Source organism: Spirosoma flavum, assembly GCF_042686045.1.
GTDB classification, from domain to species: domain Bacteria; phylum Bacteroidota; class Bacteroidia; order Cytophagales; family Spirosomataceae; genus Spirosoma; species Spirosoma flavum.
The window spans coordinates 23,346-38,471 of the sequence record NZ_JBHUOM010000023.1 but is presented as its reverse complement, the minus strand read 5'-3'; the positions used below and the strand labels follow the sequence as shown (position 1 = coordinate 38,471).

Sequence of the window (15,126 nt, the reverse complement as noted above, 5' to 3'; positions counted from 1 at the left end):
GCCAACAAAAGCAATGGTCATACGTTTGTTTTAGTATAGTGGTAGGAGAAAGCGTTGATGAACAGGCATAAATACGATATGAAGTTACGGAAAGTAGGGTGCTATTTAGGGTTGATCTTCGGTGGGTGTTTGTTAAGTGCAACGGCGGTTCAGGCGCAAGCCCAGCAGGCGTGGCATTTAGAGAAAGACAAAGACCAGATACAGGTCTATTCACGCCATGTACCCGGCAGTCGGTCAAACGAACTAAAAGTTGAGTGTACGATGAATGGTACCCAGAGTCAACTGGTAGCGCTATTATCAGACATTGCAAACTACAAGAACGTCATTTATAAAACCAAATCGTCGGAGTTAATACGGCGAGTGAGTGAGACCGAACTGCTGTATCATGTAGTCACTGCAGTGCCCTGGCCCGTTAGTGATCGTGATATGAGTGTTCAATTGACTTTTGAGCAGGACCCAGTCACCAAACTCTTGCAGGTGCGGGGCGTAGGCGTACCTAACCTGGTGGCCGTTCAGCCCGGTACTGTTCGCATAGTCGACTGGCTAGCCATCTGGTTGGTTCGTCCAATATCAAAACAACAGATGCAGGTTACTTATACATGTCGGATTGATCCAGGCGGAGATATTCCACCCTGGCTTGATAACATAGCTGCGTCTATGAGTGCTTATCAATCGTTTGCTCTGATTCGAAAGAGTATAGCTTTACCGCGTTATCAGGGGAAGAGTTTCGCGTTTCTAGCACCTTAGGGTAGGCTTGAAGCTAGTGATAATATATGCTATAATGGAGTCAACTAGTTGAATAGTTGACCTTTAGAAATTCTAAGCTGACGGCATAAACGCTGTCTTTAACTGTTTTTCATAGGCCATAAACCGCAATCCGGGCCGGAAGCTGAGTGTGATTTCTCCCGCGTACTGATACCCTAATTTGGGAAAGAGTTTCTGCGTAATCTGATTCTCCGAGTTGGTGTCAATCCGCAAAAAGGCAATCCCATGTTTAATGGCAATCTGCTCGGCCTGGGCTAACAGTGCAGCTGCTACACCTTGCCCGCGAAAGGCCGGGTTAACGGCTAATCGGTGGGTTACAATAGCCCGCTGGCTGATATCGAAGCCAACCTGTGCGTATTCAGGCTCCTGATCTTCGGTCAGGGCTGCTACACCCGCCAGTTGTCCATCAATATCGGCAACCCAAAGTTGGTTTTTGGCAATATCCTGCCCAAATACAGTTTCATTAGGATAGGTATCGTCCCACTGGAAATTACCGGCTTCGCGCATAAGGGGAACAATATGCCGGATAAGGTTCATCAGAGCCGGGAGATCGGCAGTCGTGGCTTGTCGGATAGTCATAAGCTTTATACTTGTTAATAGGCATTAAATTATCCAGTACGACTCGTTCGCTAGGTATAGCCTGAGTTTAGAAAAGCTGCTGGTGGCAGTTTTTGCAGACCAGCAGTAAATATTTACCCGATTTTATCACTCAGTTAGCGAACAGGGCCAAGTTACTTCCCTTCTTTCAGCATCTCCACAACCAGCGTTAACTCGTTGACTGTTGTTTCTGGATCGCCAGAGTAGCCGATTGTCCGGTAGCGCACACGGCCATTGGGACCAATTACAACTTTGGTTGGAATACCCAATACTTTATAGGCGTTCGCTACTTTCTGTTGCCCATCGAGCGGCACCACGAAATCATATGGATGCTTATCCATAAAGTTGTGTACGCGTTGCAGCGGTCCGCCCTCGCGGGTATTGACAAAAAGAAACTTAACGTTCGGGTCGTTTTGGAACCGTGTCTGTGCCTGTTGCATGGCCGGAAATGAGGCAATGCACGGTCCACACCAAGTCGCCCAGAAATCCAGTACGATTACTTTCCCCTTGAAGGCCGACGATGAAATAGTTCGGCCCAATAAATCGGTTAGAGAGAAGGCCGGGGCCGGTTCGTTAATGAGCAGTTGCTGTAGTTCATCACGCTGGTCAGCGCGCAAATCCGCTTCCAGTCCAGTCAGATATGTGTCGGCTTTAGCGATGGTGTTGCCCGGTTGTTTGGCGTACCAGTCGCGGAGGGCCGTTTTCAACCCCGGCGTTGCTTTCCCAACCTGAACAGCTACTTCAGCCATTGGGCGGGCATCGGCGGCATGATTGGTGCGAAGAGCGCAGAGGTAGTAACGTTCGGTGACGCGCGGATCACTATTGTCCACATCATCGGGATTAATAAACTCCTGATAAATAGGGTAGGCATCCGTGTATTTGCCCTGCTGTTCCAGAGTACGGGCATACGTGTTTAGTAATTGCCGTTGCCGGGTTTGTTTTTCCGCTTCCCAATTGCCCGTTGCCGTTTTTGGTTTAGGTTGTGTTTTTAATACGTCCATTGCACGCTTAATCAGCAGTTCGGATTCGGGCAATGACCGCCGTTCGTCGGCCAACTGAAAAGCCATAGTGTTCAGCATCAACGCGTCTGTATGCGAAGCGGGCTGTTGCTCGACAAACGCTACCAAACCTCGAATATCATTATTTTTAAAGTAGCCATCGGTCAATAGAACCGTAAGTGCCGGCAGATATGACGAGGTTGGAAACTCAGTCAAAAACGCCTGATACGCCGTCTTCTTCCGTGTCCAGTCCGACTCGTTACGAATGGCCATCGCACGATCTTTCTGTACTAATGAACCCGTTGGTTCTACCAGCTTTTGGCGTTCGCGCAGCGCATTAGCTTTGGGGAAGTCGCCCATGCTTTCGTATAGCTGAGCGGCAGTGGTCAAATCGGCTATTGTTGGCGTTGGTCGAGAGGCTAGATATGATTCGATTCCCGCTTTCACTTTTGGGCCGTAACCGGGCTTTTTTTGCTTGACCTGAGCCGCCAGCAAATCTGACCAATAGTACGGAAGCAGGTCTGGATTTTGCAGAATTTCGTGCTCGTAGAGCGTAACTACCCAATTCGGATCGGGTCGGGCTCCTGCTTCGTACAAAAAATGACTACGGGTAAATACCGATGCCTGTCCACCAGTGGCGTGTGGAACAATTCGGCCACTGGCATCGCAAACCGGAATGACATAGAACTGTCCTTTATTTACATCGGTACGCTGTGGCAGTTTACTGTTTCTAAAAAGCAGCATCATACCTGACACATCTTTTCGGGGAATCAGTAACTCGCCTACATACTCGTTTCCTTTTCGTACCAACGTGACACTTGCTGGTCGGCTGAGTTGCATTACGTTGGGTGCACCATAGCGTACATAACGGCCCTCAATAGTGCTGTCGGTGGCTAGGGGTGTAGTTTGGGGGGTGTACGTAAATGAAACCGTTTGCCCAACTTGTGGGCGTTCCGGTAAAAAACAGAATTGGGCTTTGGCAACAGGAGCCGCAATGGCCAGGAGAAGCAGGGTAAAAAAAGTCTTACTATTCATAACGCTGTCGATACTACCGCCGACCCGGAAGGGGGGCTTTATAGTGTAGTGCCGCCCCTCTGGGTCGGCGGTGAGCGAAGATACAATAGCCTTGGCAAAAACAAACAGTAACGCTTATTACACGACCATGACTGCTTCTTTTACAACTGGTTTCGATACTGCCCATAAACCGACAAACGTAAACAAACCATTGAGCAGCAGCCGCTCGAAACCGAACTGATACCCGCCAAACCAAGCTGCCGAATGCTCATTGATAATATAGGTCAGCACCGGCGATGCTAAACAAATGAACGGCACAGCGCGGTCTATAACCGGACGTTTGTTGAACATCCCGAAGGCATACAAGCCCAACAGTGGCCCATAAGTGTAGCCCGCAATATCGAACACTGCCGTAATGACTTCCTTACTATTAACCTGCCGGAAGATCAGAATGACGACGTAAAACAGCAGTGAAAATCCAATATGAACGATGTATTTGATTCGTGACCGCTCAGCTTCCGGCTTCTTTTCAACGTTCATGAAATCGACGCAGAACGAAGTCGTTAGCGCTGTCAGCGCTGAGTCGGCACTGGCGTAAGTGGCCGCTGTGATACCTAGCAGGAACGTAATGCCCACTACTAAGCCGAGGTGATTCAGCGCGAGCATAGGGTAAAGATCATCGGTGCGGGCGGGGATTTCGATGCCTTCTCGTTTAGCAAAAACGTATAATAGCACCCCGAGTGACAGAAACATAAAGTTGACGAATACGAGCGTAACCGTAAACCAGAACATATTTTTCTGGGCCTCACCGATGTTTTTGCAGGTCAGGTTCTTTTGCATTAAATCCTGATCTAAGCCCGTCATGACAATGGCAATGAACGTTCCCGAAATAAATTGCTTGAAGAAATTCTTGGGGTCATTGGCATCCCAGAAAAACACCTTAGACATTGAATCATCTTTCACCGTCCGCACCAGCTCGCCAAACGATAAGCCTAATTCTCTGGAAATTAAGACAATCGTCAGTACAACAGCTGTAACCAAAAACACGGTTTGAAGCGTATCCGTGACGATAATAGTTTTAACGCCCCCTTTAAAGGTATAAATCCAAATCAGAAATATAGTAATCAGAACCGATACCTCAAACGGAATGCCTAAGGCATTGAAAAGAGCAATCTGCAACACCCCAGCGGCTACGTAGAGCCGAACCGCCGAACCTATTGTGCGGGCCAGCAGGAAAAAGCCCGCCCCCGCTTTGTAGGACCAAAACCCGAACCGTTGTTCGAGATAGCCGTAAATTGAGATCAGGTTTAGTCGATAATAGAGGGGCATCAGTACCGATCCAATCACAAAATACCCAACGATATAACCCAGCACAACCTGAAAATACGAAAAGCCGATTTTACCAACTGCGCCCGGTACGGAAATAAAAGTAACACCCGACAACGACGTACCAATCATGCCAAAGGCCACTAACCACCAGGGCGATTGCCGGTTGGCGGTGAAAAAAGCATTGGTGTCGGCTCCTCGGGCGGTGTAGAATGAAACAGCAATCAGCATCCCGAAATAAGCGATCAGGATGACTAAAGCGAGGGTGGTATTCATAGAGAATCAGGCAACTTTTCGGGCCGAAATGGAGTTCTTTTAAAGCAAGGCAATGGCTTTCAAAAGTGCCCATTTTGCCGTAAATTTGCTAAGTAAACACCATTTTATCTTCTATGCAACCTTTTGAAGAAACCGTTGTGGACGTGCTCGACGAAGTCGTTGAAACCGACGTTCATAACCTTGTGGTCTTCAACGACGAGGTCAACACGTTCGAGCATGTAATCGAAACGCTGATCGATGTTTGTAAACATACGTCCGAGCAGGCCGAGCAATGTACGCTGCTCATTCACTACAAAGGAAAATGTTCCGTCAAGAACGGCTCATGGGAAGAACTTGTGCCAATGCGCAACGAAATTTGCCGCCGGGGCATCAGCGCGGAAGTCTTAAATTAGTTAAGAATGATGAGTGAAGAGTGAAGAATAGCTGCGTAAACCGGTATTCTTTACTCTTCACTTTTAACTTATCACTAACCTCTTGGAGTATCCATCCAAACTTATAGAAGACGCGGTGAACGAGGTGTCGAAACTGCCGGGAATCGGAAAGAAAACCGCTCTCCGGCTGGTACTGCACCTGCTCAAACGCGATGAAGAACAAACCGAAACGCTGGCTCAGAGTCTAACGGCTATGCGTACAAAAGTTAAATATTGTCGCAAATGCCACAACCTGTCCGATAACGACTTGTGCACGATATGCGCCAGCAACAGACGCGACCAGTCAATAATTTGCGTGGTAGAAGATACCCGCGATGTGTTAGCTATCGAGAATACGGCGCAATATAAAGGGCTGTATCATGTGCTGGGGGGTATTATCTCACCCGTCGAAGGAATTGGGCCAAGCGATTTGCAAATCGATTCGCTCATAAACCGGCTGCGTGGGGCCGAAGCAGAACAAGTGCGCGAAATCATTTTGGCTATCAGTCCCACGATGGAAGGTGACACAACGGCCTTTTATCTTCAGAAAAAAATCAAGCCATTTAATCTCAAAATTTCCACCATTGCGCGGGGCATTCCCATCGGGGGCGATCTCGAATATGCCGATGAGGTAACGCTTGGACGAAGCATCATTAGTCGAATTGCCTACGACTAGAATGCTGTTGGATTCAGAAAAGTCCCTTTCTTTGTGTTTTCGACCTTAGACCTGTAACGATGGGTTACTGAACATTTGCCTGTCAGGTAGGTTTCGTTTTGACGGCTCTGTAGTTAAAGCCGTAATATCGAAGACTTGAGGTTAAAGATAAGTTATCGAAAAACATTGTTATTTCCCTATAAACCAACATTCGTATGAATCGCTCCGAGTTTATGAAATTGGCCTTTAGTGCATCGGCCGGTTTAATCGCCTTCCGATCCTTCGGCTTTTCGCCTGCTCAAGCCGAAGGGCCGTTTAAACTGGCTCCACTGCCTTACGACGCTGGTGCGCTCGAACCGCACATCGACAAGATGACGATGGAGATTCACCACGACAAACACCATAAGGCGTATGTGGATAACCTCAATAAAGCCGTCGCTGGAACCGATATGGCGAAGATGGACATCGAAGCGTTGGTTAAAAGTGTGAGTAGCACGACTCCGGCAGCTGTTCGGAACAATGCTGGTGGGCACTGGAACCACACATTCTTCTGGAACATTATGGGACCAGGTGCGGGTGGTGCGCCAAAGGGTGCGCTGGCCGATGCCATCAACAAAAAATACACGTCGTTCGATAACTTCAAAACCGAGTGGGGCAAAGCCGCAACGGGTCGCTTTGGTTCGGGCTGGGTATGGCTCATCAAAAACGGAAACGACGTTGAAATCATTTCGACCCCTAATCAGGATAACCCGCTAATGGCCTTAGCTGAGAAAAAAGGAACACCCGTTCTGGGTCTCGACGTTTGGGAACACGCGTATTATCTGAAATACCAAAATCGCCGTCCTGAGTACGTGACTGCATTTTGGAACGTAGTTGACTGGAACAAAGTCGGTAAGAACTTCGGCGCATAAAAGGTATATAAAAACTCTATAGAAGGGGTAAAAGGCGTAGGTTTTCCACTTACACTTTTACCCCTTTAATAATTTAGTAGGGTTCATTTTAGCATCGACACAAACGAATGCAGTTAACCAGCAACCGGTAGTTTTCGCAATCTTTTGTATTTTTGTGAAAATAGTTTACTCTATGGCAGGCGAAGAATTATACAACGAAATACCGTCATTAGATTTGGCGGATTTCACTTCAGGAGATCCCGAACGTAAGGCCCGCTTTGTGCAGGATTTGGGCCGGGCGTTTAACCAGATTGGCTTTGTTGCCATTCGTAATCACGGCTTAACCTCCGAGTTAACCAAGCAACTTTACCAGTCGGCTCAAGCTTTCTTCTCGTCGCCCGATACCCTAAAAAAGAAGTACGAGCACCCCGAATTGAATGGTCAGCGTGGCTATATCGGTAAAGGTAAAGAAACGGCCAAAGGCTTTAAAGTAGCTGATTTAAAGGAGTTTTACCATATTGGTCAACCAGAACCAGAAGGCGATATGCCCGGCAACGTGCTGCCCGAGGAATATCCCGAATTTGGCGACGCTACCTTGACGGCTTACCGGACGCTCGAAAATGCCGGTAAGCAACTTTTACGCGCTATTGCCCTTTATCTGGAACTCCCCGAAACTTATTTCGACGACAAAGTAAAGAACGGAGATAGTATTCTGAGGGCGTTGTACTATTTTCCACTCGACCCAAACACCACGCCGGACGGGGCCGTTCGGGCCGCTCCACATGGTGATATTAATCTCATTACGCTGTTGATGGGAGCATCGGCTGATGGCCTTGAAGTGCTCCGGCGTGATGGCAAATGGATTGGAATTACAGCCTTGCCCGATCAGGTTGTTGTAAATGTTGGCGATATGCTCGACCGGCTGACTAACCATAAACTAAAGTCCACGATTCATCAGGTTGTAAACCCGTCTCGCGAGAAAATGAACCAATCGCGTTATTCGATTCCGTTCTTTATGCACCCCCGCGCCAACATGGACCTGACCAGTTTGGATAGTTGCATTGATACTCAACATCCGAAGATTTACGTGGACATGACGGCTGGCGAATTTCTGAACGAACGGTTAATAGAACTAGGCCTTAAGAAATAGTCGGTTAGGGTTTAGGATGGTCAGGTATTGATGCAAGCCAATTGCCTGACTATATTTGACTAATCCTGACTTTTCGCCAATGCTGCCTTACCTGACGACCACCAAACCCGTGCGCCGAATACGCTACATCATCTTTCTGAGAGATGTGCTTATTCTGGCGTTGACGACCTTTGGTGGGCCGCAGGTTCATTTGGCCATGTTTTATGACCGGTTCGTACAAAAACGCCGGTACTTAACAGAAGAAGAACTGCTGGAACTAAATGCACTCGGGCAAGTACTACCAGGACCAACTTCCACACAGACCATTACGGCCATTGGTTTTAAGATTGGTGGTCCGAACCTCGCTTATATCACGTTGTTCATTTGGGTGTTGCCCGCTGTCAGCATCATGACAGCCGCCGGAATGGGTATCTATTACCTCGAACAACAAAAATTATCGCTGCAATTCGCCCGGTTTATTCAACCGATGGCGGTGGGGTTTATGGTGGTGGCAGGGTACCGGATTGGGCAGAAAGTTATTAAGAATCAGATTAGTCTGGCCTTGGCTATTACAGCCGCCGTAGTGGCCTATTTGTTCCGGTCGCCAGTTATGACGCCCATTGTACTTCTGGTTGGTGGGCTCACTACCGCGCTTACTTACGCCAAGCAGGAGCGAATGGAAAAGCAGCCCCTGCGTGTGCAGTGGGCTAACTTTTTTTTGTGGTTAGGCGTATTCATTGGGGCGGCCACGCTGGGGGCATTTACGCAGTCATTGCCGGTTCGGTTGTTTGAGAACTTTTACCGGAACGGCAGTTTTGTATTCGGTGGAGGACAGGTGCTGACGCCCATGCTTTACAACGAGTTTGTGGCCTTCAAGCATTATCTGACGCGGGAAGAGTTTTTGTCGGGCCTTGGACTAGTACAAGCCGTACCAGGGCCGGTGTTTGCCTTTGCGTCTTACATTGGTGCGCTTTCCATGCGCGATGCCGGTATGCACGGTCAGTTCTGGGGTAGCTTCGTCTCCACCGCCGGTATTTTCCTGCCGGGTACGTTTCTTATCTTTTTCGTCTATCGTTTTTGGGAACAGTTGAAACGCTACCGTGTGGTTCGTGCATCGTTGGAGGGTATTAATGCAGCCAGTACGGGACTTACTGCAGCAGCAGCCATTGCCCTTTTCGAGCCGATGGCTCCTTATTGGCCGTCGGTTGCAGTGGTGGTTCTTACGATTGGTATACTCTTATATACGAAAATTCCGTCTTATGTGCTGATTTTTGGAGGCTTGCTAGCAGGAATCTTATTATAGGGCTTTACCAGGGCCGATCTCGCAGAACTTACAACGATTGCCAGTTCCTTTCTCTGGAAAACGGAGAAGGTATTCGGGAAAGATTTGACTTTCCTAAAGCATTAGTCAATGAGTTTTCATCTTCACCTGAGCGTTACTATGTTGGGCGTCAGATAATCAATTTGTGCCTAACGCCGACACAGTATTTGTCGGGATCACATTTGCTGAATAATGGCTAAACCTCTTTAGTCGATCATTAAACTACATTACATTCTGATTTAGACGTATGAGCAGCAATATTACCATTCGGAACGATCTGAAAAATACTTACAAAGATGTTTATACGGATGAAACCCTTTCGGCCCTTTCTGCATTAACTCACGTCAACAAACGTATCAAGGAGGTCATGGCTACGCGGATGCAGCGAAGAGCAGCGCGTCAACAAAATAAAACACGAATTGACTTTCTCGATCCGGCGAGTACTATCCACGGAACAACCATCAACGTTCAGGATGCGCGAGAGGGCAAATTTGAGGGGTCAGTAATTCCCGCCGATTTGCAACGGCAATGGATTCAGGGAACTGGACCAGCGGCAAAACCCAATACGCCGGTCGAAAACAGTATCCGAAATGTAGCATATGCCCTGTTATCTGGTGCCGACGGCTGGATGTTCGACGGTGAAGATGCGCTAGGGCAGGTTACAACTATGTCGCTCGATAACCAGCGTAACCTGAAACTGGCTATTCATAAAGATCCGGTATTTTTGATCGTAGCAGCCAACGTGGCGGAGGAAATGAACCGCTGGTCGAGGTCCTTTTTAGGGCGGGACATTGTTAGTGACTGGGAAGAACAACTAAACTTCACTACCAAGATATTTCGGGCTCGTGGTCTTCATCTCGATGACCGTCACATTCGCGACGCGGATGGTGTGGCCATGGCCGCGTCCATTGTTGACTCGATGCTCTATGTGGTAAATAATTACAAAGCACTGCAAAAAGCTGGTTCGTCTATCGTATTATATCTACCCAAAATACAGACTGCCGAAGAAGCTGGTGTATGGAATGAACTGCTCAGTGGACTTGAAAACCACCTCGGTCTGGAAATCGGAACGATTAAGGTATATGTATTGGTCGAACAACTTGAAGCAACCTATCAGTTGATGGAAATTCGGGCCGCTCTCGGGAAGCATTTTGTGGGCTATAACACTGGACGCTGGGATTATATCAATAGTGTGTCTGATGCGATGGCGTGGGATAAGGACTTCATCAATCCCAATATTGAAGCCATTACCATGAAATATGGCTACATGCGTAATTACGAAGACCGCGTCCGCCGGGCCGTCAATACGCCTGATATCAATGGTAATTTTGCCTTGTGGCAGGGTGGAATGGAACCTGATATACCAGTTGGGTCAGCAGCGGGCGTTTCGGCTAGTATGAAAAAAGCAGTGGCTGGTGCCGAACGCGAACAGGGCGAAGGGGCTAGCGGGAAATGGGTTGCTCACTGGAAAATGGTTCACATCGTCAGACCTGTATGGGAGAAAGTTGGTGAAGCAAACCAACTGGGAAGAGAATTCGCCCGGCTAACTTACTCACAGCAGGATGCTGATGGACTGATTCTGATTGAACCGGCTCCAACCGATATTCGTGGTGCCCGTAACCTATTGAGTGTGGCCTTGCAATACGGAAATGCCTTTGGGCAAGGGATGCAGGCAGCCGCGTTGAAACCAGCCGATTTCTTTGGCAATGATGATATCTTATACTTAATGGAGGATATGGCCACTGGCGAAATCCGGTTAAGTATTCTCTGGGAATGGGCTCATAAAGGGGCAATTCTCACGGAAAATGATTCGGAAATTGATATAAAAGCCGGAGATGTTTTTTCTGAAACATTGTACAGAAAATTATTGGTTCAAGAGTATGAAAAACTACTAAATGCGGGGAATAAAGATGTTTATGATTCTTCGAAAACCACTACGCTACCCATCGCCCGCGAAATAGCTGACACCTACATTCTTAGCGGAACAAAACCTCCCTGGTTTATTGATTTACTAAACATAAACCTTAACAATACGAATCTTGATGTGGCTAAGAACAGGATCAACTTATACATGAATACGTTGGCGAAAGAGGGTACCCGCATCACCGAAAATCTTGATTTTTCGAAGTGACAGATTCCTGCTTATACCCCACGGTTTTATTTATGGTAATGTGATTTTGCTGTCTTAGCCTGATATAGGTTGTCAATTTTCACCTAAAATTGACAACTATGCAAGACCACATTCGCGACCTGTTGAGTCGCTTTCAGTACAGCGAGCAGATTTGATAGACCGCTGCTTTTCGCATCCTCTTTGGTGCAGAAGACATAAACCATGTGACGTTTATTGCTGTCCATCCAAATGGCCCTGACAGATCGTAAAGTTATCCGACTGGACTATCAGTCGCCTAACAGCCCTGAAACTACCTCTCGGCTGGTTGAACCGTTTGCCTTCATCAATCGGGTGGGGGAGAGTTGGTACCTGATCGGTTGGTGCCAGCTGCGGAAAGACTACCGGCTTTTTCGCTTTGACCGGATCCAACAGCTGTCGGTTACAGAAGCAACATTTGCCCCTCACAAAATGACGCTGGAAGAATATTTACTTAGGTATCGACATAAGCAGCAACCCCTGACATAAGGCTGTCATTTAGTATCCGTTACTTTGCCTTATCATCTAAAACCAGACGCACAATGAACGCTGATCAAACGCCAAAAATCAAGACGGTTCCCGATCACTATACCACCGTAACACCTTGGCTTATTTCGCCCTCCTCGGCCCTAGTAATCGATTTTATGCAAGCGGCATTTGGGGCCCAGGAAGTGCCTAACAGTCGCATCACCAACAACACCGGCGTGGTTATTCATGTTGTCGTTCGTCTTGGTGATGCGATGCTTCAACTCTTTGATACCCGCCCCGGATGGGGGCCTACGCCTAGTTTGCTCAACCTGTATGTGGACGATATTGAACAGGCTTATCAGAAAGCGCTGGCACTGGGTGCTACTTCAGTGACTGCCATCACGGAGCTGTGGTTCGGCGAAAAAGTGTGTCGTATTCTAGATCCTTTTGGTAACCTGTGGTGGATCAATCAGCGGATAGAGGATGTAGATTTTACTAATCCTGAGATTGGTAAGCGGGCCTCAACCCCCGAGGCCATTGCAGGGATTAGCTACATCCAGCAATCGTTAGATGAAGCGATGCTGGCCCAAAAGCATTTCTTCGCTACTAAGTAGCTGTGAGATAGTCAAGACTGACCATTATGCCCCAATTGGCTCAAAAGTATACAGTCATTGCACCCGACCTGCGCGGACTCGGAGACTCCGAAAAAATGTCCCACGGATACGACTCACTCACCCGCAGCGAAGACATTCATTAACTTATTCAACACCTTGGCTATTCACAGATACGCTTGGTGGGTCACGACTGGGGAGCGCAAGTGGCTTATGAATACGCTACTAAGCACGCCACGACCGTTACTAAAATAGTCGTTCTGGACGTAATCATTCCTCTAATTAAGGTGGGTCAGGCTCCGCTTTTTGCAAACGATAAACCATTATTGTGGTGGTTCCCCTTCCAGATGGTAGCAGATTTGCCCGAATTACTGGTAAAAGGGCGCGAAGAAATTTACCTGCGTTGGTTCTTCACGCATTCTACATTTACCCAATCGGCCATAACAGAGGAAGCTATTCGGGAGTACGTTCGCTGCTACTCAGCCCCTGGAGGAATGAAAGCGGGCTTCTCCTATTACCGAAGCCTGCTTAACAGCCCGACCGATTCAGACACGATGGGAGCCAAATTATCCATGCCTGCGCTGGTATTAGGTGGCGATCATGGCTTGGGAACTGCTAGTATAAAATCCGTAGAAACGTTGGCAAGCAAAGTCGATGCCCAACTAATTAAGAATTGTGGTCATTATTTAGCGGAAGAACAACCTGAGCAGTTACTGGTATATCTGCTCCCTTTTCTTGTGTCAGATCAGGATTAATTTAGGTTATATGAACTCAGAGTCAAATTTGTCTATACTCACGCCAAGGCGAACCTTTCCAAAACCAGAGATCCATCTGATGTCCAAAAGATCCACAGAGACATAGATGGATTTTACAGATAGCCGGGCCGTCCTATTATAACAGGGAGTAGGCTCTACCTTTAATACTCAATCATGCAAAATTAGACAAGTTCACTGTGCCGACTTATTAGACCATTTCAAGTTACAATTTCGGTTACTCTTGCATTTAAGATATAAATAGTACCTTCTGCCAGTATAGAGGCCAATGAACCAACTTCTGTGGCATATTCCGATGCGACACTAGCTGATTTCCAGTTACCAGTAGTTTTTAGTTTAGTAACTATCCCGGATATATAATTCACTTCAGAAAGGCTTTGGCCATTTAGAAATAGGCCGTATGCGACTGATTGTAGTTGAATAAATAAAATATTTATGAAGTGGACCACGATCTGAATAGGACGTTTTTTTGAACGGTTTTGGTAGCTTATTACTACAAGTTCAGTTAATGATGATCATTGACCTTTTCGTGAACGATAACAAATGAACTAATCTATGCAAATAGAGCAAAATAGGTCATATTTTAATTCTGATTGATAATCTGGCAATTGCCGCAACAAACTGTCTAGTGGATTTACTCTATTTTTACTGGACACGACTCGAATTAATCTTAATCTAGTGTCCAGTAAAAATAGAGTAAATCCAGTCAGATTTCGGGCTGGAAGCGTAAATGTAGCAACCTGAAGCTACTAAACACTTTTTGTTCTGAAGTAAGCGGTAGGTGAGAGGGTAAGAACAGCTTAACCGTAGATAGTATTGATAAACTGCCTGACACTCGTCGGTTTCCTGCCTAAAAAAGACGCTAACGTAGTATCTTCTACATCTAAGGCGCCCTGTGCTTGAGCCACAGCCCACATCATAAACATTCCTATATACAAATCGGGCACACCTGCTTTTTTCAGAATGGATTCAAATTCATCTACCGGTGGAGATGTATACGTGATTTCTTTCCCGAATGTAGCAGACAAATCGGTGGCTATTTCGTCGAAAGAAATCGATTCCGTATTGGTCAAGGCGTATATCTTATTTTCATGTCCATTAGTAGCCAACACATGAGCAGCGGCTTCAGCCAATTCGTCCCGAAGCACCCAACTAGCTTTACCTGACTGGGCAGGAAACAGGATAACCCCTGTTTCAGCTACGTTGCCGCCGACAAAAACTGGAATCATCTCCAAATAAATGCCGTTTTGCAATATAGTATAGGCAAGGCCACTATTTTTTAGAAACAGTTCTGACTCAACATGAGCGTTTTGAAAAGCGGCTATGGCCGTTTCGTCAAACGTTGGTTTTCTGACAAAAGAGGTGTAAACGATATGCTTAATGTTTGCTTGTTTGGCGGCTTTAATCACATTGATGTGATGAGCTGTTCGGTTTTCAACCGCACCTCTGTCATTGCTGGACACCAATAACAGCTTATCAACACCCGTAAAAGCGTTCACTAAAGAATCGTAGTCCGTGTAATCACCAACTCGTACCTCAATTCCTTTCTCTTTTAGGCTTTGTGCTTTTGCGGCATCTCTAACTAATGCCGCCATGTCAGCAGCCCTAACGCCTTTGGTCAATAAATGGTCAATGGTTTTAGCTCCCAATTGTCCTGTTGCCCCTGTTACAAGAATCATAGTTTGTGTTTCGTTGAATGTGATGCAAAACTAAATTCGTTATTGGTGCTAAACGATATACTTTTGTA

The 15,126-nt window shown here is 46.9% G+C and carries 14 protein-coding genes; 10 read left to right on the top strand and 4 right to left on the bottom strand.

Translation table 11 applies throughout. From position 1 onward, the window contains the following. Positions 1–78: 78 nt before the first annotated feature. The gene (locus ACFS25_RS20690; RefSeq protein WP_381504803.1) at positions 79–747 is read left to right on the top strand and encodes an START domain-containing protein; all 669 of its coding nucleotides are present in this window, start codon (positions 79–81) and stop codon (positions 745–747) included. A 72-nt stretch (positions 748–819) separates the two neighbouring features. Here ACFS25_RS20690 and ACFS25_RS20685 read toward each other — a convergent pair whose 3' ends face one another. The 3 genes from ACFS25_RS20685 to ACFS25_RS20675 form a co-directional block, all read right to left on the bottom strand. Next, complete coding sequence (locus tag ACFS25_RS20685; RefSeq protein ID WP_381504801.1) at positions 820–1,344, bottom strand: GNAT family N-acetyltransferase; 525 nt, start codon at positions 1,342–1,344, stop codon at positions 820–822. A 152-nt stretch (positions 1,345–1,496) separates the two neighbouring features. Further along, positions 1,497–3,395 (bottom strand): TlpA family protein disulfide reductase, encoded by a 1,899-nt coding sequence (locus ACFS25_RS20680; protein ID WP_381504799.1) that lies wholly within the window; start codon positions 3,393–3,395, stop codon positions 1,497–1,499. A 117-nt stretch (positions 3,396–3,512) separates the two neighbouring features. Then, on the bottom strand, positions 3,513–4,976 hold the full coding sequence (locus tag ACFS25_RS20675) for a sodium:solute symporter (protein WP_381504797.1): 1,464 nt from the start codon (positions 4,974–4,976) through the stop codon (positions 3,513–3,515). A gap of 113 nt (positions 4,977–5,089) precedes the next feature. Here ACFS25_RS20675 and ACFS25_RS20670 point away from each other — a divergent pair, with 113 nt between their 5' ends. The 9 genes from ACFS25_RS20670 (at position 5,090) to ACFS25_RS20630 (ending at position 13,361) form a co-directional block, all read left to right on the top strand. Beyond that, positions 5,090–5,368, top strand: coding sequence for an ATP-dependent Clp protease adaptor ClpS (locus ACFS25_RS20670; protein ID WP_381504796.1), 279 nt, complete (start codon positions 5,090–5,092; stop codon positions 5,366–5,368). 82 nt (positions 5,369–5,450) lie between these two features. Next, positions 5,451–6,062, top strand: a complete 612-nt coding sequence (gene recR, locus ACFS25_RS20665) for a recombination mediator RecR (RefSeq protein WP_381504794.1) — start codon at positions 5,451–5,453, stop codon at positions 6,060–6,062. Between the two features lie 194 nt (positions 6,063–6,256). Beyond that, positions 6,257–6,952, top strand: coding sequence for a superoxide dismutase (locus tag ACFS25_RS20660; RefSeq protein ID WP_381504792.1), 696 nt, complete (start codon positions 6,257–6,259; stop codon positions 6,950–6,952). A gap of 172 nt (positions 6,953–7,124) precedes the next feature. Beyond that, positions 7,125–8,081: an isopenicillin N synthase family dioxygenase gene (locus ACFS25_RS20655; protein WP_381507034.1), complete on the top strand. Its 957-nt coding sequence runs from the start codon at positions 7,125–7,127 to the stop codon at positions 8,079–8,081. A 79-nt stretch (positions 8,082–8,160) separates the two neighbouring features. Further along, entirely contained in the window at positions 8,161–9,363 is a 1,203-nt protein-coding gene (chrA, locus tag ACFS25_RS20650) for a chromate efflux transporter (protein WP_381507031.1), read from the top strand. Positions 9,364–9,628: 265 nt separating this feature from the next. After that, entirely contained in the window at positions 9,629–11,512 is a 1,884-nt protein-coding gene (locus tag ACFS25_RS20645) for a malate synthase (RefSeq protein ID WP_381504789.1), read from the top strand. Positions 11,513–11,725: 213 nt separating this feature from the next. After that, entirely contained in the window at positions 11,726–12,016 is a 291-nt protein-coding gene (locus tag ACFS25_RS20640) for a helix-turn-helix transcriptional regulator (RefSeq protein ID WP_381504787.1), read from the top strand. A gap of 53 nt (positions 12,017–12,069) precedes the next feature. Then, complete coding sequence (locus ACFS25_RS20635) at positions 12,070–12,609, top strand: VOC family protein (protein ID WP_381504785.1); 540 nt, start codon at positions 12,070–12,072, stop codon at positions 12,607–12,609. A gap of 146 nt (positions 12,610–12,755) precedes the next feature. Then, positions 12,756–13,361, top strand: a complete 606-nt coding sequence (locus ACFS25_RS20630; protein WP_381507028.1) for an alpha/beta fold hydrolase — start codon at positions 12,756–12,758, stop codon at positions 13,359–13,361. Positions 13,362–14,179: 818 nt separating this feature from the next. Here the strand turns inward: ACFS25_RS20630 and ACFS25_RS20625 are convergent. Further along, positions 14,180–15,058: an SDR family oxidoreductase gene (locus ACFS25_RS20625; RefSeq protein WP_381504783.1), complete on the bottom strand. Its 879-nt coding sequence runs from the start codon at positions 15,056–15,058 to the stop codon at positions 14,180–14,182. Positions 15,059–15,126 lie beyond the last annotated feature (68 nt).

Coding starts and splice junctions, on each gene's coding strand:
- ACFS25_RS20680 (WP_381504799.1), bottom strand. CDS start 3,395: ATGAATAGTAAGACTTTTTTTACCCTGCTTCTCCTGGCCATTGCGGCT.
- chrA (WP_381507031.1), top strand. CDS start 8,161: ATGCTGCCTTACCTGACGACCACCAAACCCGTGCGCCGAATACGCTAC.
- ACFS25_RS20655 (WP_381507034.1), top strand. CDS start 7,125: ATGGCAGGCGAAGAATTATACAACGAAATACCGTCATTAGATTTGGCG.
- ACFS25_RS20625 (WP_381504783.1), bottom strand. CDS start 15,058: ATGATTCTTGTAACAGGGGCAACAGGACAATTGGGAGCTAAAACCATT.
- ACFS25_RS20690 (WP_381504803.1), top strand. CDS start 79: ATGAAGTTACGGAAAGTAGGGTGCTATTTAGGGTTGATCTTCGGTGGG.
- ACFS25_RS20645 (WP_381504789.1), top strand. CDS start 9,629: ATGAGCAGCAATATTACCATTCGGAACGATCTGAAAAATACTTACAAA.
- ACFS25_RS20675 (WP_381504797.1), bottom strand. CDS start 4,976: ATGAATACCACCCTCGCTTTAGTCATCCTGATCGCTTATTTCGGGATG.
- ACFS25_RS20635 (WP_381504785.1), top strand. CDS start 12,070: ATGAACGCTGATCAAACGCCAAAAATCAAGACGGTTCCCGATCACTAT.
- ACFS25_RS20670 (WP_381504796.1), top strand. CDS start 5,090: ATGCAACCTTTTGAAGAAACCGTTGTGGACGTGCTCGACGAAGTCGTT.
- ACFS25_RS20685 (WP_381504801.1), bottom strand. CDS start 1,344: ATGACTATCCGACAAGCCACGACTGCCGATCTCCCGGCTCTGATGAAC.
- ACFS25_RS20660 (WP_381504792.1), top strand. CDS start 6,257: ATGAATCGCTCCGAGTTTATGAAATTGGCCTTTAGTGCATCGGCCGGT.